Raw genomic sequence first — 20360 nt, forward strand, 5'->3', positions numbered from 1 at the left:
TGCGCACGCGGCTGACACGGACGATCGATGGCAGCGCAGGAACCGGACAGGAGAATTCGTGATGCAGGTCTGGATCGACGCGGACGCCTGTCCCGTGAAGCAGGAAGTCTACAAGGTGGCCGGCCGCTACGAGCTGCCGGTGACTCTGGTGGCCAATTCCTGGATGCGGATTCCCGACTCCCCGCGGCTGCACCTGGAGGTGGTCGGCGATGGCTTCGACGAGGCCGACGACTGGATCGTGGAGCGCGTGCAGGCGGAGGATATCGTGATCACCGCTGACATATTGCTGGCGGATCGCTGCCTGAAACAGGGTGCACGCGTGCTGGGCAACACCGGCCATGCCTACACGGCCGAAAACATCGGGCAGGCTCTGGCCACCCGGGAACTGATGGCCGAGTTGCGCGGCGCGGGAACCATCGCCGGCGGACCGGCACCCATGCAGAAGAGCGATCGCTCGCGCTTTCTGCAGGAGCTGGATGCGATGATCCAGTCCATCCGGCGCCAGGCACCTCCGACGCGGAGCACGTGACCGCGACGGGGCAAGCCAGGACACCCCACTGGGGGAAGAGGGTCGCCCGCATCACAGGGGATCATCGCAGCTGCCACACGGCATCGGCCACAGAGGAGGCACACATGTATTCCGGACGAGCTTTCCCCGCGATCCTGATGCTGACTCTGGCGGGAATCGCCAGTGCACAATCCCTGGAAGTCGGTGTGATGGTGGGTGAGCCCACGGGCCTGAACGGAAAGATCTGGCTGGACGCCCGGCACGCCGTGGATGCCGGGCTGGCCTGGTCTCTGCAATCGCAGCGCAGCCTGCACGCCCACGCGGACTGGCTGATTCACGACCCGGAAATTCTGGCCGGCAGCCAGATTCCCGGAGAGCCCAGTCTGTATTACGGTGTGGGCGGACGCCTGAGCGCCCGGGACCATGGGCGCGATCATCTGGGTGTCCGCATTCCTCTGGGTCTGGCCTGGCGGTTGCCCGGCGCCCCACTGGCGGTGTTCTTCGAACTGGCTCCGGTGGTGGATCTGGTGCCGGACACGGGCCTCGATGTCGAAGGTGGTCTTGGCCTGCGCTATTGCTTCCCGGAGTGAATTCCATCTTCGCGCCCCGACGACCTTGATTCTTGGTGATTTGACTCCAGACCCGTTGTGGATATATCTGCAACCGGGTCCTTGGCTCGCTGGTACTTTCTTTTTCAACCTCTGTGAATACATGACTGTACGAATTCTGTGGTCATGGCATGATGCTTGCCTTTGCATAGGGAAACAGAGGATCCCATGCACCCGACAGTCCCGCGCAGGCATACCGTCACCCCCAATGCCCCCTTGGCCACCACAGGCCTGAGACGCACCCTGCTGGCCCGGGTCCTGTTGGTTCTCGGCGTGGCGCTGGCAGTGCCGAAGGTTGTCCGGGCAGCTGGGCAGGATTCGCTGGTCATCGGTCCCGCACCCAGCATTGAGACCCTCGTGGAGCGTGCACTTCTGGTTGCTCCCGAACTGGACATTGCCCAGCAGGCGCTTGAAGCAGCCCGCGAACGTGTGCGCCCCGCCGCGGCTCTGGCCGATCCCCAACTGGAACTGAGCGGCCAGGCCATGGACGTGCCTCCCGGCAAGGCCTCCACCGTGGCCGTGATACTCAGTCAGCCGCTGCCCTTCCCCGGAAAGCGTGCCGCCCGCCGTGAACTGGCACGGACCTGGGTGACACAACAGGAAATCCGACTGGAACTGGCCCGGGCAAAGGTCGTGCGTGACGTGCGCATCCAGGCGGCCCGGCTCTATTCCCTGGATCAGCAGGCACAGGTACTCGAGCTGTCCGGGCAACTGCTGCAGACAGCCGTACGTGTTGCTGAAACAAGAGCCTCCACGGGGGCGGGCGAACAGGAAACCCTGTTGCAGCTCACGATCCAGGAGGCCCGGATCCGCCAGCAGCAGGCACGCATCCAGGCCGAACGCTCGGGTGAGCTGGCCGCGCTCAATCGGCTGCTGGGCTGGCCCGTCGAACGACGGTTGGCTCCGCTGGAAAGCCTTCCTGCCGCCGTGATGCAGGATCCGGACAGCCTGCTGACGGGGCTGGAGCTGGCCCCCGAGCTGCGCCTGCGCGGTGCCGAACTCGAGAGCGCCCATCGCAACTGGCAGGCGACCCGCCTGGAACAGAAACCGGATTTCATGGTCGGCGCAGGCGTGGGCACCAACGGCATGCCCGAGCCGATGCTGATGCTGAAGCTGGGCATCACGTTGCCGCTCTGGAGCGCGGGCAAACAGCAGGCGCTGACCCGGGCCGCGGCACACGAGGAGAGTGGGGCACAGGCCCAGCTTGAAACTGAACGCAGCAGGCAGGAAGCCACGCTGCAGCAGGAACTGGCCGAATGGCAACGCTGGCGGATCTGGATCATAGAGTACCGCGAGGTCATTCTGCCAAGCAGCCGCCTGGCCCTGGATGCGGCGCTGTCCGCCTGGGCGGCCGGCCGCGGGGATTTCACCCGAGTGATCGAAGACTTGAATCTGGTGCTGGACACGGGCGTGCAGGCCGCCGAGGCCGAAGCCCAGGCCCTGTCCAGCTGGGCACGCATCGAATACATGGGCCCCCGGGCAACCGGACCCACAACCCTGGAGTAGACTCATGACTCACACGATCCGAACCATCGCCGGCAGCCTGCTGGTCCTGTTGTTGTCGCTGGGCAGTGCCCAGGCCCTGACGCCCGTCGTGTCCGCTGGCACGGGCGTGACACAGTATGTCTGTCCAATGCATGCCACCGTCACCAGCGACAAGCCGGGCGATTGCACCGAATGCGGGATGGCCCTGGCAGCGGTCAAGGCGGCACCAGCACCCATGATGGTCACCGAGTACACCTGCCCGATGCACGCGACAGTCCATTCGAAAACTTCCGGTCAGTGTCCTGAATGCGGGATGGATCTGGAAGCCGTGCAGGTTGCAGCAATGCCCGCCCCGGTCAGCAGCTGGATCTGCCCGATGTGCAGTGATGTGCATTCCGCGACGGCCGGTTCCTGCCCTCATTGCGGCATGGATCTGGAGGAAGTGAAGGCTCCGGCAGCTTCCATGGAGTACAGCTGCCCGATGCACGCCAGCGAACGCGCCATGGGCCCCGCTGACTGCAAGATCTGTGGCATGGCCCTGACCCCTTCGGCCAAGGCGAGCACGACCACCAAGTGAGGGAGACCGGAATGGCTTCCGGAAAGAAATCGCTGGTCTGGATCCTGCTGGCCCTGCTGCTGGCGGGCGGAATCGCAACCGTGCTTGTCACCGTGTTCGGTGGTGAAGGCGGAGCCGATGCCACCCAGTACCACTGCCCCATGCACCCGACCTACATCAGTGATCAGATGGGCGACTGCCCGATCTGCGGGATGAGGCTGGTACCCATCAACTCCGCGTCCCCGGAGCCGGACGAGGCTGACGGTGCGCACGTCGACACGCACATGGAAGGCGCGCATGCCCAAGCAGGCGGCTACACCTGCCCGATGCATCCTGAAGTGCATTCGGACATCGAAGGCCGTTGCCCGGAGTGCCACATGTTTCTGGTGCCGGTGCCCGCCGACAGCACGGCCACGGGCTACACCTGCCCGATGCATCCCGAGGTGCATTCGGACACGGAAGGCCGTTGCCCCGAGTGCGGAATGTTCCTTGTTCCCGAGACCAAGCCGTCGGGCAAGAACGGAGGACAGGGCAGGATTCTGTATTACCGCAATCCGATGAATCCGGAGATCCATTCGCCGGTGCCCACCAAGGACTCAATGGGCATGGACTTCGTGCCCGTGTATGCCACGCAGGGATCCGGGAGCGCAAAGGTGCCCGGGCATGCGGTGGTGCGCACCACGGACGAGGGACGCCGTCAGGCTGGAGTCCAGGTTCAGGCGGTGCGCCGGGGTGAGCTGGGCCGCACGATCCGCACGGTGGGCACGGTAATCGCCGACGAGACGCGCGAACGACGTGTCACGCTGAAAGTGGGCGGCTGGGTCGAAGCGCTGGCGGTCTCGACCAGCGGGCAGTTCGTCACGCAGGGTGACCCGGTGCTGTCGCTCTACTCGCCCGAGCTGCTGACGGCCCAGCAGGAATATCTGCAGGCCCGGGAAGCCGCAAAAGCGTTTGAAGAGAGTTCCGGGGACACGGCCCGCGCCATTGTCGACGCGGCCCGCAGGCGCCTGGAACTGCTGGACTGTCCCGCGTCGGTCATCGAGGCACTGGAACAGGGGGGCGAGGCCCAGCGGGCCGTGATCCTGCGGGCACCCTGGGGAGGATTCGTCAGCCAGTTGATGGTGCGCACGGGTCAGCAGGTCGCTCCCGGGGAACCGCTGTTCACCCTCACCGATCTCTCGAGGGTCTGGGTCGAATCCGCGTTCAGCGAGAGCGAAACTCCTCGCATTCGAATGGGACAGAGTCTGGAGTTCCAGCAGCCGGGCCGCCCCGGAGAAGGCCTTGAAGGCCGCGTGAGCCAGATTCTGCCCTCGCTGGACATGGCCTCCCGCACGCTGACCGTGCGCAGCACGCTGGACAATCCGGGGCTGAAACTGAAACCCGGGATGTTCGTGGACGTGATCGCCACGGTGGACGAGCGCCGTGGACTGCTGATTCCCGACTCCGCGATCCTGGATACGGGGCTGCGCCAACTGGTCTATGTGGAAACCAGTCCCGGGCGATTCGCCCCGCGCGAGATCCAACGCGGGCAGCGTGCGGGTGGCCAGTCGCTCGTGCTCTCGGGCCTGGCGGAAGGCGAGCAGGTGGCCATTGCCGGCAATTTCCTGCTGGATTCCGAATCCCGGATCCGGGGAGTGCTGGAAGCCCACACACCCTGACACACCAGGTTGCGGCACGCTCGGCACCATGGGTGTGGCACACGCTTGACTTCACCACCGATCCAAGCTGGAAGGCGCAGACATGATCCGGCGCATCATCACATTCTCGGCCACCCACCGCATGCTGGTCCTGCTGGTCGTGGCCGCCCTGTGTGCGCTGGCCTGGAACCTGCTGGGACGTATCCGGCTGGATGCACTGCCGGACCTGTCCGACACCCAGGTGATCATCTATTCCAAGTGGGACCGTGCTCCGGACCTGCTCGAGGACCAGGTGACCTACCCGATCATCAGTTCCCTGCTGGGCGCGCCCAGGGTCAAGGCGATCCGCGGGTACTCCGACTTTGGCTTTTCCTATGTCTACGTGATCTTCCAGGACGGCACGGATCTGTACTGGGCCCGTTCCCGCGTGCTGGAGTACCTCTCGAAGATCCAATCCAGCCTGCCTGAAGGAGTGCACACAGAGCTTGGGCCGGATGCCACCGGTGTGGGCTGGGTTTACCAATACGCGCTGGTGGACAGCTCGGGCACTCATTCCCTGGATGAGCTGCGGGCTTTCCAGGACTGGAACCTGCGCTACGCCCTGCAGTCGGTGCCCGGAGTCTCCGAAGTGGCTTCGATCGGCGGATTCGTGCGCCAGGTACAGATCACGGTGGATCCCAACCGCCTGGCCGCTCTCGAGCTGCCGCTGGATGCGGTGGTGCGCGCCATTCGCGATTCCAACTCGGAAGGTGGCGGACGCCTGCTGGAATGGGGCGGGCTGGAGTACATGGTGCGTGTGCGCGGATATGCGCGCAGTCTGGATGATTACCGGGGCATCGTGGTGCAGAGCCATTCGGGCGGCATTCCCGTGCTGCTGCGCGACGTGGCCAGCGTGGAGTACGGGCCGGAACTGCGCCGGGGCATCTCGGACCTGGACGGAGAAGGAGATGCGGTGGGCGGCATCGTGATCATGCGTCACGGTGAAAACGCCCTGAACGTGATCAAGGCCACCAAGGAAAAAATCAAGGGGCTGCAGAGTTCACTGCCCAGCGGGGTTTCGGTGGTCACGACCTATGACCGCTCGGGCCTGATCGAGAACGCGCTGCACACGCTGAAACACGAGCTGTTGCTGGAGATGCTGATCGTCTCGCTGGTGATCCTGATTTTCCTCTGGCACATCCCTTCGGCCATCGTGCCGATTCTCACCATTCCGGTGGCCGTGCTGCTCTCCTTCATTCCGCTCTACTGGATGGGCGTCTCGGTGAACATCATGTCGCTGGCGGGCATCGCGATCTCCATCGGGGTGCTGGTGGACGGGGCGATCGTCGAGGTGGAAAACGCCTACAACCGGATCCACCGCTGGCAGATCTCGGGACGCAAGGAGGACTTCCATGCGGTGCGGCTCGCGGCGCTGGTGGAAGTGGGGCCTTCGGTGTTCTTCTCGCTGCTGGTGATCGCGGTGGCCTTTCTGCCGATCTTCGCGCTGGTGGATCAGGAAGGCCGCCTGTTCAAGCCGCTGGCCTACTCCAAGAACCTGGCGATGGCGATGGCGGCCCTGTTGGCCGTGACACTTGACCCGGCGCTGCGCATGCTCTTCGCCCGTGTGGAACCCTTCCGTTTCCGGCCCGCCTGGCTGGCGCGCGTGTTCAGCACGGTGGCCGTCGGAACATATCACGCCGAGGAGAAGCATCCGATCAGCCGGATGATCTTCAAGGTCTACGAGCCAGCCTGTCGCTGGGTGCTGCGTCATCCCTGGAAGACGATCACGGCCGCGCTGGCGATCGTGGCGCTCAGCCTGCCGGTTTACTTCCGTCTGGGCAGCGAGTTCATGCCGCCGCTCAACGAGGGTACGATTCTCTACATGCCCACCACGCTGCCCGGAATCTCGGTGCGCGAGGCCCAGGACCTGCTGCAGATGCAGGACCAGGTGCTGAAGAGCTTTCCCGAAGTGGAACGGGTCTTCGGCAAGGCAGGCAGGGCCGACACGGCCACCGACCCCGCGCCGCTGTCGATGATGGAAACCACCGTGGTGCTCAAGCCCAAGGACAAGTGGCGCACACGGGAACGCTGGTACTCGGAACGCTTCCCCGACTTCCTGCAGCCGCTGCTCAGGCCGATCTGGCCCGACCGCTTGTCCTGGGACGAACTGATCACGGAGATGGATCAGGCCCTGCGGACTCCCGGTGTGACCAACGCCTGGACCATGCCGATCAAGGCCCGCACCGACATGCTGACCACAGGGGTGCGCACGCCCGTGGGCATCAAGATCATGGGCTCCGACCTGGACGAGATCGAGCGTCTGGGCGGCGAGATCGAGCGTACGATCCAGGCGGTGCCCGGCACGCGCAGCGTCTACGCCGAACGAGTCTCCGGCGGGTATTTCCTGGACATCGATCCTCGGCGCGACCAGCTGGCACGGCACGGCCTCACCGTGGGGGCGCTTCAGCGGGTGATCGCGGTGGCCATCGGCGGCGAAGAGATCACGACCACCGTGGAGGGGCGCGAGCGCTTTCCGGTGAACCTGCGTTACCCGCGCGAGTTGCGCGACGACCCCGACCAGCTGGCCCGCGTGCTGGTGGACACCCCATCAGGGGCGCGGGTGCCGCTGGGAGAGCTGGCCACGATCCAGGTCATCACGGGCCCCGGCATGCTGCGCGACGAGAACGGTTTTCTCACGGGCTATGTCTACGTGGACATCGCCGGGCGTGATGTGGGCAGTTATGTCGAAGACGCCAAGGCCCGGGTGGCCGAGGAGATCCGCCTGCCCGCGGGCACGATCCTGAGCTGGAGCGGGCAGTACGAGAACATGCTGCGCGTGCGCGAGCACCTGCGCCTGATCATTCCGGTGACCATCGGGCTGATCTTCCTGCTGCTGTATCTCAACACGCGCTCGGGTTTCAAGGCCCTGCTGGTGATGCTGGCCGTGCCCTTTTCCGCGGTGGGTGCGATCTGGTTGTTCTGGATCCTGGATTACAACGTCTCGATCGCGGCCTGGGTGGGCATGATCGCGCTGCTCGGTCTGGATGCGGAAACCGGCGTCTTCATGCTGCTCTTCCTCGATCTGTCGGTGGAAGACGCGCGCCAGGAAGGGCGTCTGGGCAGTCTGCCCGAGTTGGATGAAGCGCTTGTGCACGGCGCGGTCAAGCGCGCCCGTCCCAAGATGATGACCGTGGCCGCCGCCTTCATGGGGCTGCTGCCCATCATGTGGTCCACCTCGGCGGGGGCCGATGTGATGAAGCGCATCGCAGCCCCGATGATCGGAGGCCTGTTCACCTCCTTCCTGCTGGAGTTGCTGGTCTATCCCGCCGTCTACAAGCTCTGGCTGCAGCGCCAGGAGGCGAAGCGTCTGGGGCATGCCCTGCCCGCGGAACGCTGATTCTCGTGGAGAATGCCCGTTGACGGTCGCTCCCGTGGAATTTTCGGACATTGCGGGCCGACCGCCAGTTGACTGATCCGGCGACCCGCCGGGGGAGTGCCATGAGCGAACGGATACTATTCGCCGACGACGACGCCAATTTCCTTGAGGTGATGTCTTTCCTGCTCGAGGAGGAGGGCTACCCGGTCCGCAAGGCCGCCAATGGCCTGGAAGCGCTCGAGTGTCTGCAGACGGACCGCTTCCCGCTGATGATCACCGACCTGCGCATGCCCGGCCTGGACGGACAGACCCTGCTTGCCAAGGCCCGCGGGCTGGACCCGGAGCTGCTGGTGATCGTGATCACCGCCTTCGGCGACGTGCCGCACGCCGTGGCCGCGATGAAGGCCGGGGCCTTTGACTTCCTGCCCAAACCCTGTGACCGCGAACAGTTCCGCCTGACCGTCAACCGGGCCATGGAGCACGCACGCCTGCGTCGTCAGGTCAAGGCACTGAGCCAGTCCGGCGGCAGCCATGGCAAGACCCTGATTCATGTGTCCGATGCCATGGCCAACCTGCTGGCCCGAGCGGATCGCATCGCCCACTCCGACGCGATCGTGCTCATCGAGGGCGAAAGCGGCACGGGCAAGGAACTGCTGGCGCGCCGGATCCACGAGGCAAGTCCACGAGCCGGGGGACCCTTCGTGGCCATCAATTGCGGTGCCCTGCCTCACGACCTGCTCGAGTCGGAACTCTTCGGCCATGTCAAGGGCGCCTTCACGGGCGCCGTGCAGAATCGGCTGGGTCAGTTCCGCCAGGCTGAAGCGGGCACGCTGTTCCTCGACGAGATCGCCGAACTGCCCCTGGATCTGCAGGCCACCCTGCTGCGTGTGTTGCAGGAACGCGTGCTGCAACCCGTGGGCGGTGATGCGCCCCTGCCAGTGGATGTGCGCGTGCTGGCGGCCAGCAACCATTCCCTCGAGGAAGAAGTGCGCGAAGGACGCTTTCGCCAGGACCTGTATTACCGGCTGAATGTGGTACCCCTGCGGATTCCGCCCCTGCGCGAGCGCAGCGAGGACATCATCTGCCTGGCCCGCCATTTTCTGGCAGTGCACAGCGGTGGGCGCGAATGGCGCATTCCCAGGGAAGTCGCCAGTCAGTTGCAGGCCCAGCCCTGGCCGGGCAATGTGCGAGAGCTGGAAAATCTTTGCCAGCGCGCAGCCCTGTTGTCCGAAGAACCGGTGCTGAACGAAGAGTTCATCTCACTGCCGGGGCCCCGGGCCGGGGATGCCCGGATCACGGTGGCCGGTGTGGAACTGCCCGCGGATGGCATCTCGCTGTTCGAACTGGAACGCGCGATCCTGCTGAAAGCGCTGGCGATGAACCAGTCGAACCAGAGCGCGACCGCCCGTTTCCTGCGCATTCCGCGTCACATCCTGCTGCACCGGATGGAGAAGTTCGGCATCGGCGGGCGGGATCAGGCGCCATGAGCGGAGCGCGCTCTTCCGGGCCACGGCCCTGGCCCCTTCAGCGCCAGGCGCTGCTCTGGCTCTGGTTGCCCGTGATCTGCATCACGGCGGGCCATTTCCTCACACCGGGCTACGCGCACTGGCTGCACGACATCCTGCGCCGCCTGTATTACGTGCCAATCATTCTGGCCGCTTTTCTCTTCGGCCTGCGCGCGGCGATGACCGTGGCCCTGCTGTCATCCGTGCTCTATCTGCCGCATGCATTTCTGGTCAGTCCTCACGCGGGGCACCTGATTCACCAGGACCCCACGGGCACAGCCAACAAACTGCTGGAAGTGCTGCTCTACAATGTGGTGGGACTGGTCACCGGCAGCCTGGCCGAGCGCGGGCGACGGGCGCGCACCCAGCTGGAACGCCAGATGGTGCGCATGCAGGCTCTCGAACTGCAGCTGGTGCGCGCGGGTCGGCTGCAGGCCCTGGGCCAGCTCACTGCCGGTCTGGCACACGAAATCCGCAATCCACTGGCGACCCTCAAGACCTCGGCGTCCCTGCTGGCCGACGAAATTTCGCCCAGCTCGCCGCGCTTTCGATTCGTGGGCATTCTGCAACAGGAACTGGACCGGCTCGAGAATCTGCTGGAGCGATTTCTCTCCTTCGCACGGCCCACCGTGCTGCAGGTCGTCAGCCTGCCCGTGGATCAACTGGTGGAACGTGCGGTGGCGCTGGCCGAAGCCCAGGCCCGCCTGCACGGAGTGAGCATCCGGACCAGTACCATTTCGGGGCTGGTGGTTTCCTGTGATCCAGAACGGATGACCCAGGTGCTGCTGAACCTGCTGTTGAACGCGGTGCAGTTCAGTCCGCGCGAGGGTGTGATCGACGTACGCACGGATCTCTCCCGGCTCGACTTCGGCCAGTTCGTGGTGATCCGGGTGGCCGACCGGGGCCCCGGAGTGGATCCGGGAGTCCGTGAGACGATCTTCGATCCCTTCTACACGACCCGACCCGAAGGCACCGGGCTGGGGCTTTCCATCGCCAGCCGCCTGATGGACGAGCATGGCGGGTACATCGACGTGGAGAACCGGGACGCCGGTGGTGCCGAATTCCGCCTGTTCCTGCCTGCCTGACAGCCCGGCACCCTCATGGCAATGATTTGATTCTGGTTCGGATTCTCACGAAACGCTAACAGGAATCCGTTTGATTTGGGTTCGGTTCGTGTGAGGGCGCGACCTTCACTTGTTATCCTGTTCCCCGGTCGCATCATCTGCATCCAATTGAAAATGACCTTGTCCGGAGAACATCCTGCGTGAACTCCGGCATCCAGTTCGTCCTGAATCATCAAGGAGACGTCCATGCGCAGCTTTGCCCTGTCCGGAATCCTCTGTGCCGTCCTGGCGGTCGGCCCCGCCTGCCGGGCCTACGATGTCAGCGGCCTGATCTTCTACGAGTACAGCCATGACGCCACCAAGGGCGGCACGGAAGATGGCCGTTTCGAGGTGGGACGGGCCTACCTGACCTTCAGTGAATCTCCCTCGGAAAGCGTGTCGTACAAGCTGCAGCTGGATGTGGGGCGCGCCGGCTCGGATACGGGCGACATGGCCCTGGAAGCGTATCTCAAAGCGGCGAGCGCCAGCTGGAAGACCGACTGGGGCACCTTCATCTTCGGCATGCAGGGCATGAACATGTTCAACGTGCAGGAAGCCACCTTCGGCAATCGCTTTCTCAGCAAGGCGCTGATGGACGAACACAAGTTCTCGAGCAGCGCCGACATGGGTCTGGGATACTCCAACCGCTTCGGTGAGCTGTTCTCGGGCAGCGTGCTGGTGACCAACGGTGAGGGTTACAAGAAGCCGGAAAGCGACAAGTACAAGAAGATTTCCCTGCAGGTGCTCGCCGGCGAGGCCGCCCTGAGCAAGCACCCGGGCTGGAATGCCGGCGTGGTGTACAGCATGGAACCGATCAGCAAGGACGACAGCCGTACCGTGATGGGGCTCTTCGGAGGGTATGCCCTCGAGGAGGGCCGCGTGGGCATTGAGTTCGATACCAAGACCACCACCGGTGTCACGGACATCACCGAGCAGATCATCGGGTTCTACGGCGTCTGGAAGCTGCCCCTCAGCCTGCCGATGGAGCTGCTGGCCCAGCTGGATCTGATGGATCCGGACACCAACACGGACAAAGACGGCGAGACCGGACTGGTGCTGGGGCTGAAACTGAACCCCGCCAAGGGGCTGGTGATCGCGCCCAACATCCGCACCATCAGCTACGAAGCCGATGGAGTCGAGACCGACACCTGGTACCGCGTCAATTTCGAGTTCAAGATCTGAGTGGGCTTCCCGGAACTGAATGGGCCCGGCGCACGGCGTGCGACGGGCCCGATCTCTCTCGGCGGCGACACGGCCAGCGTCCTGCGATAGCCGTTGCCGGGCGTTCAGCGCTTCGGGTTGAGCTTGAACTTGTCGGCGGTGCCAAATTCGCTGATCACATAGAAGGCGATCGGGGGTTCGAAGGCCATCGGCACCGGCACGCTCACCACATTGCTCCAGCCGCCCTTGACCTTGGTCGGGGGCTGATCCTGGCCATCCATGTCCCACACGACACTGTCGTTCGGCAGCACCAGCGAGAAGTTGTAGGTGACCGGGTTGGCGTTGTGCTCCTGGTAGGCGCTGAAATGCACATCAAAGCGTCCGCCCGCGGGTACCGCGGCCAGTTCGGCGGTCCGGGTGGCCGCGTCGGCTCCGCGCTCGTCCAGGCTGCGCGTCAGTTGCTCACGCAGGGTGTCCACGCAATGGTAGTCGATCCAGATCTCGCGCCCCATCACGGCTTTCTCGGAATGGGTGATCAGCAGACCCGAGGACTCGCCATACCCGCGCCGGCGGAACTTGGCGTCGGGGTCCTTGGCGCTGGCGGACGAACCGGCCACCAGCAACAGGGCAAGCAGCAGGGCACGCTTCATGAATTCTCCCGATCGTGAGGCTGTGTGGTGAACTGACCCGCGGAATCTGGCAAAAACCTTCCGGTCCCGTCAATCATGAGTCCGGGACACACGCCAATCGGATTCCCGCCCGGAGAACACGCGCCACCGGCGCGCCCCATCAATTACGGATCAGTTCCCGGAATCCGTGCGCCCACGCAGGCTCAGCACCCCACAGGCGGAGAGGACACGCAACAACCACCAGCCCGGATCCAGCTCGAACCAGCGGTGCGCGAAATTGGCGCGCGTGGGGGACTGATGGTGATTGTTCTGATACAGCTCGCCCATCAGCAGCAGGTCCACGGGCAGGGTATTGCGGGAATTGTCCCCCGTGTCGTGATGATTCACGTAGCCGTACTTGTGTCCGGCCCAGTTGACGATGGCACCGTGCAGCGGCCCCATCAACCAGTGCAGGGGAAGCAGCAGGAACCACCAGGGCGATGGCGCCCAGATCACGTAAACGGCCGTCCAGGCGGCACCGAAGAGGATGCGCGCGGTCCAGGTATCAGCCGCCCGGTCCAGCCAGGGCCACTCGGGCGTGCGGGCGGCCAGGCTTTCCATCTCCGGATCCTGCCGACTCTTGGCCAGGCGATAGCGGCCCAGGGTTTCGTGCATCATCCCCACAACCGTCCGATGGCGCAGAGGACTGTGAGGATCCAGCTCGCGATCGCTGTGGGCGTGATGCAGCCGATGCAGAATCGCATAGGCTCTCGGCTCCAGCCAGGAAGGGCCCTGGGCCAGGAAACTGAGCAGATGGAATACTCGCTCCATGCGTGGCGAGAGCCGGTACATTCCATGGGCCGAGTAGCGGTGGTGATACAGGGTCTGGGCCGCCAACGAAGCGAACCAATGCGCGATGAACACCGTCAGCATCTCACTCCTCCACAGGGCGCAGCAATTGGTGGGACACGAACCACTCCCGTCCCCCATCATGACCGAACAACTCCTCGCAGGCCATCACGAACATCCGCCAGCGCTGCAGGCGCAGGGAGGCACTGGACGGGTCTCCCGCATCGGCCAGGGCCTTCAGGGCCGCCTCGCGGTTGGCATCCAGGCGCTCGAGCCATTGACGACTGGTACGCGCGTAATGTGTGCCACTCACGACCCAGCGATTTTCAACCAACATGTGTTCGCCAAAGCGTTCGTAGAGCGACTCCGCGGGCATCATCCCGCCGCTGAAGAAGTGGCGCGCCATCCAGTCCTGCTGACCGCGGACGGCGAAGGGATAACTGTACTCCCTGTGGCAGAACACGTGCAGGAAGAGTCTGCCGCCGGGTGCCAGCCAGCCGCGCACGCGGCGCAGCAGCAGAGGCAGGTTGTACATGTGTTCGAACATTTCCACGGAGACCACCCGGTCGAAGCGCTGGTCCGTGTCGAAGTTGTTCATGTCCGCCGTGATCACGTCGAGATTGCTCAGCCCAAGGGCCGTCGCCCGTTGCAGAATCTCCCTGCGCTGGGGTGCGCTGTTGGACACCGCCGTGATGCGCGCGGCCGGAAAGCGCTGAGCCATGAACAGGCTCAGTGACCCCCAGCCACAGCCCAGTTCCAGGATGCGCTGACCATCGACCAGTCCGGCGCGCTGGACACACAGCTCGAGCATGAGGGTCTCGGCCTCGGCCAGGCTTTCCGTTCCCTGAGGGTGGATGCACGAGCTGTACTTGAGCCGGGGGCCCAGCATGGCGTGAAAGAACTCGGGCGGCACTTCGTAATGCTGCTCGTTGGCCTTTTCCGGAAGCAGCGCCACCGGTCCATCGCCCAGTTCCGTGATCCAGGCGTCCATGGCTCCCGAGGCGGCCCGGGCGCGTTCTTCGGTCAGGCGTGCGGCCAGCAGGCGGCGAATGCCCGCGCGTACCAGGAAGTCCGGCAACCAGCCCCGTTCCGCCAGCTCGATCGCAATGCTCATGCCCAGGCTCCTCCTGTGTGTCCCGGCCGCGGACGCGCCTCGGGCTTGGCCAGTATCAGTTGCACATCTCCGATGAAATGCTCGCGGAAACCACCTTCACAGTAGGCCAGATAATACTCCCAGAGCCGCAGGAATGACTCACCGTAACCCAGCGCCAGAGCCTGTGTGCGGTTTGCCAGCAGTTTGACGCGCCAGGCTGCCAGAGTGGTGGCGTAGTGCTCGGTGATGTCTTCGAGGAGCACGGGGCGCAGGTCGCTGACCTCGCCCAGTTGCCGGTACAGGTGCGCCAGCGAGACCAGGCAGGAACCGGGAAAGATCCGGCGCTGAATGAAGTCCGCGCGACGTCGGTAGCCCTCGTAATGGCGGTCCGGATAGGTGATGGCCTGCAGCGCCATCAGACCGTCGGGTTTCAGCAGCGCGGAACACGTGGAGATGAAGCCGGCCAGGTACTCGTGGCCCACCGCCTCGATCATTTCCACCGATACCAGCCGGTCGTACTGTCCTTCCAGCTTGCGGTAGTCCAGCTCGATCACCTCGATCCTGTCTTCCAGCCTGGCCTGGCGCACGGCGGCGCGCGCGTGGGCCGCCTGCTCGGTGGAAATGGTGGTGGTTGTCACACGGCAGCCATACTCGCGCGCCGCGTGAAGCGCCAGCGCTCCCCAGCCCGTCCCGATCTCCAGCAGATTGTGCCCGGGCTGCAGGTCCAGATGCCGGCAGAGACGGTCGATCTTTTCCTTCTGGGCCTCTTCCAGACTGTCGGTGGGATGCGCCCAGACCGCGGCCGAGTAGCTCAGGCTGTCGTCCAGAAACAGGCGATAGAAATCGTTCCCCAGATCGTAGTGGGCGGCGATGTTCTCGCGGCTGCCCGCAGGCGTGTTGCGACGCAGACGGTGCGCCAGGCGGCCCAGCCACTGGGCGATGCGGGCAGCGCCACTGTCAAGCCCTTCCAGTGTGGCACGGTTGCGCACCAGCAGGCGCACCAGACCCACCAGATCAGGGCTGTCCCACAGACCCTCGGACCAGGCATCCGCGGCCCCGGTTCCGCCCCCCAGAGCCAACCGGTTCCAGAGCAGTCCGTCGTGCACGCGTACCTGGATCACGGGACCCTGCCGACCGAACTCCTGCAAGGTGCCGTCTTCGACCACGCGCAATCGGCCCTCCTGCAGGCCCTGCAGACGCTTGTGGACCAGCGAGCGCAACCAGGGCGTGAGCCAGCGCCGGTCGCCGATGGGGGCTCCGGCTTTCGGGAGAGCATCCGGCACGGGGCTCAGGGGGTTGCGTCCTTCAGCCGGTGTTTGGGATGCGGGTGAAACGGCACGCCCTTGAGCCACAGTTTCAGCGCCTGCCAGTAGATCGCCAGCAGGATCCTGGCGGGCATCCAGGGATGCGCCAGTTGCGCCCGGACCATTGCCGCCGCCGTCATGGGCGTGCGGGTGAGGTGCAGGCTGGCCTGGAACACGCAGGCCTTCTGCTGGAGGGTGCGCATGCGCACGTTCAACCGTTCCGTGGGGGTCGTGAATCGCCATTGATACTCCTGTTCCATGGGCATGAAGGGAGACACGTGGAAGTCCTTGCTGAAGTGCCAGCCATGAAACCGCCCTTCCGGGACAGCCGTGTCCAGTGGCAGCACATGCGCCCTGCGCTCGTTCCAGGGTGTGTTGGTCACTTCGGCCACGATCGCGGCCAGAGTGTCGCCATCCTTGTGCCAGCAGTAGTAGAAACTGACCGGGTTGAAACACAGGCCCAGTACGCGCGGCTGGGTCAGCAGCAGGATCGGTCCTTCCGGCCATATCCCGCAGGAGTCATGCACGGTCCTGCGCACGGCTTCCGCCAGAGGGCTCTTCGGGTCGCCGTGGTAGTCGCTGCGGCGGAACTCCACCAGAGCGCGGTGCCGTGTGCTCCAGAGCAGCGAGTCCGCGAACAGCGTATCCAGCCGATCCAGATCGAATCCGCACATCACGAGCGAGGTGCGGAATCGGTGGATCCGCGGACTGCGCCGGTCGTGCACCACGGTACCCCGGTAGATTCCGCTGCGGTCCGGGCCGTTCACAGACTCAGCCCGAATCCGGCGCAGACGTCCATCGCACTGCGCAGACCGTCTTCGTGAAAGCCATTGCCGCACCATGCACCACAGTACCAGGTCCGGCGCTGGCCATTCAGCGTGGGCAGCAGGCGTCGCCCGGCAACAGCGGCTGCCGTGTACACCGGATGCTCGTAGTCTATGCGCGCCAGAATGCTCGCCGGATCGATGTCCTGGGTGCTGTTCAGGCTCACCAGCAAGGGTGTGCTCACCGGAAGGCCCTGAAGCTGGTTCATCAGGTAGCTCACCGTGGCCAGCCCGCGCTCCTCCCGGGGAATCCGGCTGTTCCAGGCACCCCAGGCCTTGCGCCGTGACGGCAGGATGCGGGCATCGGTGTGCATCACGGTCTCATTCGCCTGGTATGGAATCGACGAGAGCAGTTCCACTTCCCGGGGTGAGGGATCGTCCAGCAGGCGCAGGGCCTGATCGGAGTGCACGGCCAGGATCACCTGATCGAACAGGCGCGGCGGCTGCTCGGGAAAGCGCAGCTCCACCCCGGTGTCTGTCCGCCGGATTCCGGCCACCGGGCACGAGCTGTGGGCCCTCCCCGTGAACTGCTTGAGCAGGGCGCGCACGTACACGTCGGAGCCGCCCTGCACCGTGCGCCACTCCGGACGCCCCTTGAGGTCCAGCATCCGGTGGTGGTCAAAGAAGCGCACGAAGGTCTGCGCGGGAAACTCCAGCAGCATGCGCGGATCGGCGCTCCAGAGTGCCGAGCCCATCGGCAGCAGGTAGTTCTCGCGGAAGGTCCGCGACCAGCCACCGCGGTCCAGAAACTCGCCCAGGCTGAGATCCTGGTCCTTGTCCCGGGCCAGTTCGCGGGCTTCCCGGTTGAAGCTCACAATGTCCCGCAGCATGTGATGGAAGGCCGGAGAGAACAGGTTGCGCCGCTGGCTGAACAACTGGCCCGGACTGCTGCCGTTGTACTCCAGGCCGCTGCGTTCATTCTTCACCGAAAAGCTCATGGTGCTGGCCCGCGACTCCACGTCCAGCTGTTGCAGCAAGCGCGTGAACAGGGGATAGTTGTGTTCGTTGAACACGATGAATCCCGAGTCCACAGCCAGCTCCCGTCCTTCCTGCCGGATCTGGTGGGTGTGCACGTGCCCACCGAAACGCGGGGCGGCCTCGAACAGTTCCACCTGATGGACACGTCCCAGCACATGGGCGGCACCCAGGCCGGAAATGCCGGATCCGATCACGGCCAGATGCTCTCTCATGGGCGTGGCCTCCACGGAAAGAACGCATTGGTTCGCCTTGCGTACTCGGGCCAGCCTTCTCGCTGGCTCATCGTGCGTTCCAGCAGGGGGACCCCCGAGCCGAAGCGCAGCAGAAGGGTCATGATCACGGGCGAAAAGATGCTGGCACCGGCTCCCGCGGCCAGAGCCAGCAGGTAGATTCCCCACCAGAACACGGCTTCGCCGAAGTAGTTTGGATGACGACTGCAGCGCCAGAGTCCTTCCGTATACAGTCCCCGTCCGCCTTCCCGGCGGAATCTTGCCAGTTGGGCATCACCCACACTTTCCCATGCCAGACCGGCGAGGGCCAGCAGCACACCCGCCCCATCCAGCCAGGGTGTGAGACCAGCGTCGCTCTGGATCACCGCAGGCAATGGCCGGGCCACGACCCAGAGAATGGATGCCTGCAACAGGAAGACGGTGAACAGGCTGCGCCACCACCAGGTGGCACCGGCCTGTTCGCGCCAGCGCCGATAGCGGGCATCTTCGCCCCGGTGGCGCTTGCCGATATGCCAGGCCAGCCGCAGCCCCCAGACCCAGATCAGAACCAGCAGAAGGCTGGAACGCGGTGTGGGGTCCGTCCGCAGAAAGTGCCAGCTGGCCAGCAGCACGAAACCCGGTCCCCAGGCGATGTCCAGAATGCTGGCGTCGCGTCGGCGCAGACTTTCCAGCCAGAGCAGTCCAAAAGCGATTGCCAGAGGCAGGGCATCCGCCGGATTGAGCCAGGGAGGTATCATGCCTTGCCTTCCTTGCTCAACGCCAATCTCAGGGCGGGGCGGTTCTCGCTCAGCACTCGGCCAAGGCTTGACAGAAACAAGGACCAGCACAGGCCGATGACCAGCAGCCCCGGAAGTGCCACCTCAACCGCCTGCATTCTGTGGGCAGCCATATAGGCCAGCGGTGCGCCCGCCAGTCCCAGAAAGGGAGCCGCCCAGGCCCGCCGAAGCAGCGAACGCAATGAATGTCGCACCGTGAGGGCGAAGGACAACCAGAGAGCCCAGATCCAGGCTGGAGCCAACCAATCGAAGGATCGGGACGGCGCATAGTCCACCAGCCCCAGCATGGAGAGGATGCTGTCCAGACAGCCTCCGGCAAGGGTCAGCAACAGCACGAAACCCAGTTCGCGTCCCGGATCCTTGAGCAGCCGCAGTTGCACCAACAGAAACAGCAGTGCCATGGCCACTCCCGGCAGCGAGCTGCCACGAGCGGCACCCAGTACCGCCGCGAACCAGACCAGTTGGTTCGCCAGTGCATTTCCCAGCAGCCATGGAACCACGATATCCACTCCTCAATAAATAGGACGAAATCGGTCCTAAATTAGCTCTCGAAGGGTATCCGGACAAGCTCAAGCGCGCGGATCGCACAGGGCAGTACGATTCTTTCGGGGATTGGATTCCGGTTTGATCCATGCTTTTGGCTTTGGAAACCGGGACTTGCCAAGAATAGCTGAGTTATCATCATACGAGTGTCGAGGACGGCGACCGGAGAGCGTGGGTTAACGATCATCGTCAGAGTTGTCGGGCAAACTCTCGCTCATACTCCCTGAATTTGCCTACCTTGACGGTCCCTTTTCGCGGACAGTCCGAGTCGCAGGCTTTCCGCGAACAGGTCAACGCGAACTCAATCAGTGTTTAATGAAGCGAGGATCCTGCATGAAGACTCCCTGGAAACTGTTTGCCGCCCTGGGCCTGAGCGCTCTGTTGGGATTCGGCTTGATCTCCTGCGAAGACGACAGCAGCGACAGCAACAACACCGGTGCCGATGCCGTGGTTGGCATCTGGCAGCACACCGAGGCCGGTGTCGACGAAGAGACCATCCAGATGACCTCCACGGGAGCGATCACCTGGGTGCTGGCCGATCTGGCCGCCGAGACCTGCATCAGTTTCGAGGGCACCTGGAGTGCCGATGCCGACAGCATCACCACCACCGGCACGGTGGGCACCAGCAGCGTGGCCTACACCGTCAGCGGCAACACCCTGACCATTGTTGACGAAGACGGTGAGGACTTCAGCTACACCCGCATCTCGACCATGATCGACTGCGACCATTACAACTTCGGCAGCACCACGGGCACGATGACCGCCACCATCGACGGCACGGTGTACACCCTCAACTCCTTCACCACGGCCATGCGCGCCGATGGGGCGATGGGCATCGTCGCCGGCGACTTCACCCGCCAGATCCAGTTCAACCTGCTGGGCGACACCGCGGGCACCTACAGCCTGGGCACGGCGGGCAACTCGGCCACCTACATTCCCAACATCGCCACGCCGCTGGACCTGTTCATGGCCACTTTCGGCATGGGCTCGGGCAGCGTGGAGATCACCTCGGTGGCCAACGACACCATCACGGGCACCTTCTCCTTCACGGGCGTGCCCCTGTCGGGAACCGGCAGCCACACCATCACCAATGGCAGCTTCTCGATTCCCATCACCCAGTAGTTTCCACCGGGCCTCCGGGCGGAGGCACGGTGAGTGCGATACAAGCGGTTCCGGTCTGACCGGAACCGCCTTTTTTTGACCCGGGCACACCCGGGCCGAAGAGCGGGAATCCTAT

The 20360-nt window shown here is 64.4% G+C and carries 18 protein-coding genes; 10 read left to right on the forward strand and 8 right to left on the reverse strand.

Annotated elements, in window-relative coordinates:
- Window positions 1-58: 58 nt before the first annotated feature.
- The 9 genes from H6678_04885 to H6678_04925 all read left to right on the forward strand — a co-directional run bounded on the left by H6678_04885 (window position 59) and on the right by H6678_04925 (window position 11939).
- Window positions 59-529, forward strand: coding sequence for a YaiI/YqxD family protein (locus H6678_04885; protein MCB9473128.1), 471 nt, complete (start codon window positions 59-61; stop codon window positions 527-529).
- A 104-nt stretch (window positions 530-633) separates the two neighbouring features.
- Complete coding sequence (locus tag H6678_04890; protein ID MCB9473129.1) at window positions 634-1098, forward strand: hypothetical protein; 465 nt, start codon at window positions 634-636, stop codon at window positions 1096-1098.
- A gap of 186 nt (window positions 1099-1284) precedes the next feature.
- Window positions 1285-2622 carry a TolC family protein gene (locus H6678_04895; protein ID MCB9473130.1) on the forward strand — a complete coding sequence of 446 codons (1338 nt, stop codon included), beginning with the start codon at window positions 1285-1287 and terminating at the stop codon, window positions 2620-2622.
- 4 nt (window positions 2623-2626) lie between these two features.
- A complete protein-coding gene (locus H6678_04900; GenBank protein MCB9473131.1) occupies window positions 2627-3178 on the forward strand; it encodes a hypothetical protein in 552 nt (183 codons plus the stop codon).
- 11 nt (window positions 3179-3189) lie between these two features.
- The gene (locus tag H6678_04905; protein MCB9473132.1) at window positions 3190-4815 is read left to right on the forward strand and encodes an efflux RND transporter periplasmic adaptor subunit; all 1626 of its coding nucleotides are present in this window, start codon (window positions 3190-3192) and stop codon (window positions 4813-4815) included.
- An 82-nt stretch (window positions 4816-4897) separates the two neighbouring features.
- A complete protein-coding gene (locus H6678_04910) occupies window positions 4898-8170 on the forward strand; it encodes an efflux RND transporter permease subunit (GenBank protein MCB9473133.1) in 3273 nt (1090 codons plus the stop codon).
- Between the two features lie 101 nt (window positions 8171-8271).
- Window positions 8272-9636, forward strand: coding sequence for a sigma-54-dependent Fis family transcriptional regulator (locus H6678_04915; protein ID MCB9473134.1), 1365 nt, complete (start codon window positions 8272-8274; stop codon window positions 9634-9636).
- Window positions 9633-10739: a sensor histidine kinase gene (locus H6678_04920; GenBank protein ID MCB9473135.1), complete on the forward strand. Its 1107-nt coding sequence runs from the start codon at window positions 9633-9635 to the stop codon at window positions 10737-10739. The genes H6678_04915 and H6678_04920 overlap by 4 nt, the downstream gene beginning before the upstream one ends.
- 225 nt (window positions 10740-10964) lie before the next feature.
- The gene (locus tag H6678_04925) at window positions 10965-11939 is read left to right on the forward strand and encodes a hypothetical protein (GenBank protein ID MCB9473136.1); all 975 of its coding nucleotides are present in this window, start codon (window positions 10965-10967) and stop codon (window positions 11937-11939) included.
- Window positions 11940-12043: 104 nt separating this feature from the next.
- Here H6678_04925 and H6678_04930 read toward each other — a convergent pair whose 3' ends face one another.
- From H6678_04930 to H6678_04965, 8 genes are all read right to left on the reverse strand, one after another.
- Window positions 12044-12568, reverse strand: a complete 525-nt coding sequence (locus H6678_04930) for a hypothetical protein (GenBank protein MCB9473137.1) — start codon at window positions 12566-12568, stop codon at window positions 12044-12046.
- Between the two features lie 150 nt (window positions 12569-12718).
- Complete coding sequence (locus H6678_04935; GenBank protein MCB9473138.1) at window positions 12719-13459, reverse strand: acyl-CoA desaturase; 741 nt, start codon at window positions 13457-13459, stop codon at window positions 12719-12721.
- 1 nt (window position 13460) lies between these two features.
- The gene (locus H6678_04940; GenBank protein MCB9473139.1) at window positions 13461-14489 is read right to left on the reverse strand and encodes a class I SAM-dependent methyltransferase; all 1029 of its coding nucleotides are present in this window, start codon (window positions 14487-14489) and stop codon (window positions 13461-13463) included.
- The gene (locus H6678_04945) at window positions 14486-15751 is read right to left on the reverse strand and encodes a class I SAM-dependent methyltransferase (GenBank protein MCB9473140.1); all 1266 of its coding nucleotides are present in this window, start codon (window positions 15749-15751) and stop codon (window positions 14486-14488) included. The genes H6678_04940 and H6678_04945 overlap by 4 nt, the downstream gene beginning before the upstream one ends.
- Window positions 15752-15756: 5 nt before the next feature.
- Window positions 15757-16614 carry a DUF1365 domain-containing protein gene (locus H6678_04950; GenBank protein ID MCB9473141.1) on the reverse strand — a complete coding sequence of 286 codons (858 nt, stop codon included), beginning with the start codon at window positions 16612-16614 and terminating at the stop codon, window positions 15757-15759.
- Entirely contained in the window at window positions 16536-17786 is a 1251-nt protein-coding gene (locus H6678_04955) for an FAD-dependent oxidoreductase (protein ID MCB9473142.1), read from the reverse strand. Before H6678_04955 ends, H6678_04950 begins: the two co-directional genes overlap by 79 nt.
- Window positions 17783-18541, reverse strand: coding sequence for a DUF1295 domain-containing protein (locus H6678_04960; protein ID MCB9473143.1), 759 nt, complete (start codon window positions 18539-18541; stop codon window positions 17783-17785). The genes H6678_04955 and H6678_04960 overlap by 4 nt, the downstream gene beginning before the upstream one ends.
- A complete protein-coding gene (locus H6678_04965; protein ID MCB9473144.1) occupies window positions 18538-19080 on the reverse strand; it encodes a DUF2878 domain-containing protein in 543 nt (180 codons plus the stop codon). Before H6678_04965 ends, H6678_04960 begins: the two co-directional genes overlap by 4 nt.
- Window positions 19081-19456: 376 nt before the next feature.
- Between H6678_04965 and H6678_04970 the strand changes: the two genes are divergently transcribed.
- Complete coding sequence (locus H6678_04970) at window positions 19457-20245, forward strand: hypothetical protein (protein MCB9473145.1); 789 nt, start codon at window positions 19457-19459, stop codon at window positions 20243-20245.
- Window positions 20246-20360 lie beyond the last annotated feature (115 nt).

Source organism: Candidatus Delongbacteria bacterium (assembly GCA_020634015.1).
Classification (GTDB): Bacteria; CAIWAD01; CAIWAD01; order CAIWAD01; family CAIWAD01; genus JACKCN01.

Bases quoted from the DNA above. Each gene is read 5' to 3' on its own strand.
- H6678_04915 (MCB9473134.1), top strand. From the start codon at position 8,272: ATGAGCGAACGGATACTATTCGCCGACGACGACGCCAATTTCCTTGAG.
- H6678_04935 (MCB9473138.1), bottom strand. From the start codon at position 13,459: ATGCTGACGGTGTTCATCGCGCATTGGTTCGCTTCGTTGGCGGCCCAG.
- H6678_04910 (MCB9473133.1), top strand. From the start codon at position 4,898: ATGATCCGGCGCATCATCACATTCTCGGCCACCCACCGCATGCTGGTC.
- H6678_04930 (MCB9473137.1), bottom strand. From the start codon at position 12,568: ATGAAGCGTGCCCTGCTGCTTGCCCTGTTGCTGGTGGCCGGTTCGTCC.
- H6678_04955 (MCB9473142.1), bottom strand. From the start codon at position 17,786: ATGAGAGAGCATCTGGCCGTGATCGGATCCGGCATTTCCGGCCTGGGT.
- H6678_04890 (MCB9473129.1), top strand. From the start codon at position 634: ATGTATTCCGGACGAGCTTTCCCCGCGATCCTGATGCTGACTCTGGCG.
- H6678_04900 (MCB9473131.1), top strand. From the start codon at position 2,627: ATGACTCACACGATCCGAACCATCGCCGGCAGCCTGCTGGTCCTGTTG.
- H6678_04950 (MCB9473141.1), bottom strand. From the start codon at position 16,614: ATGGTGCGGCAATGGCTTTCACGAAGACGGTCTGCGCAGTGCGATGGA.
- H6678_04920 (MCB9473135.1), top strand. From the start codon at position 9,633: ATGAGCGGAGCGCGCTCTTCCGGGCCACGGCCCTGGCCCCTTCAGCGC.
- H6678_04895 (MCB9473130.1), top strand. From the start codon at position 1,285: ATGCACCCGACAGTCCCGCGCAGGCATACCGTCACCCCCAATGCCCCC.
- H6678_04925 (MCB9473136.1), top strand. From the start codon at position 10,965: ATGCGCAGCTTTGCCCTGTCCGGAATCCTCTGTGCCGTCCTGGCGGTC.
- H6678_04905 (MCB9473132.1), top strand. From the start codon at position 3,190: ATGGCTTCCGGAAAGAAATCGCTGGTCTGGATCCTGCTGGCCCTGCTG.
- H6678_04970 (MCB9473145.1), top strand. From the start codon at position 19,457: ATGAAGACTCCCTGGAAACTGTTTGCCGCCCTGGGCCTGAGCGCTCTG.
- H6678_04940 (MCB9473139.1), bottom strand. From the start codon at position 14,489: ATGAGCATTGCGATCGAGCTGGCGGAACGGGGCTGGTTGCCGGACTTC.
- H6678_04960 (MCB9473143.1), bottom strand. From the start codon at position 18,541: ATGATACCTCCCTGGCTCAATCCGGCGGATGCCCTGCCTCTGGCAATC.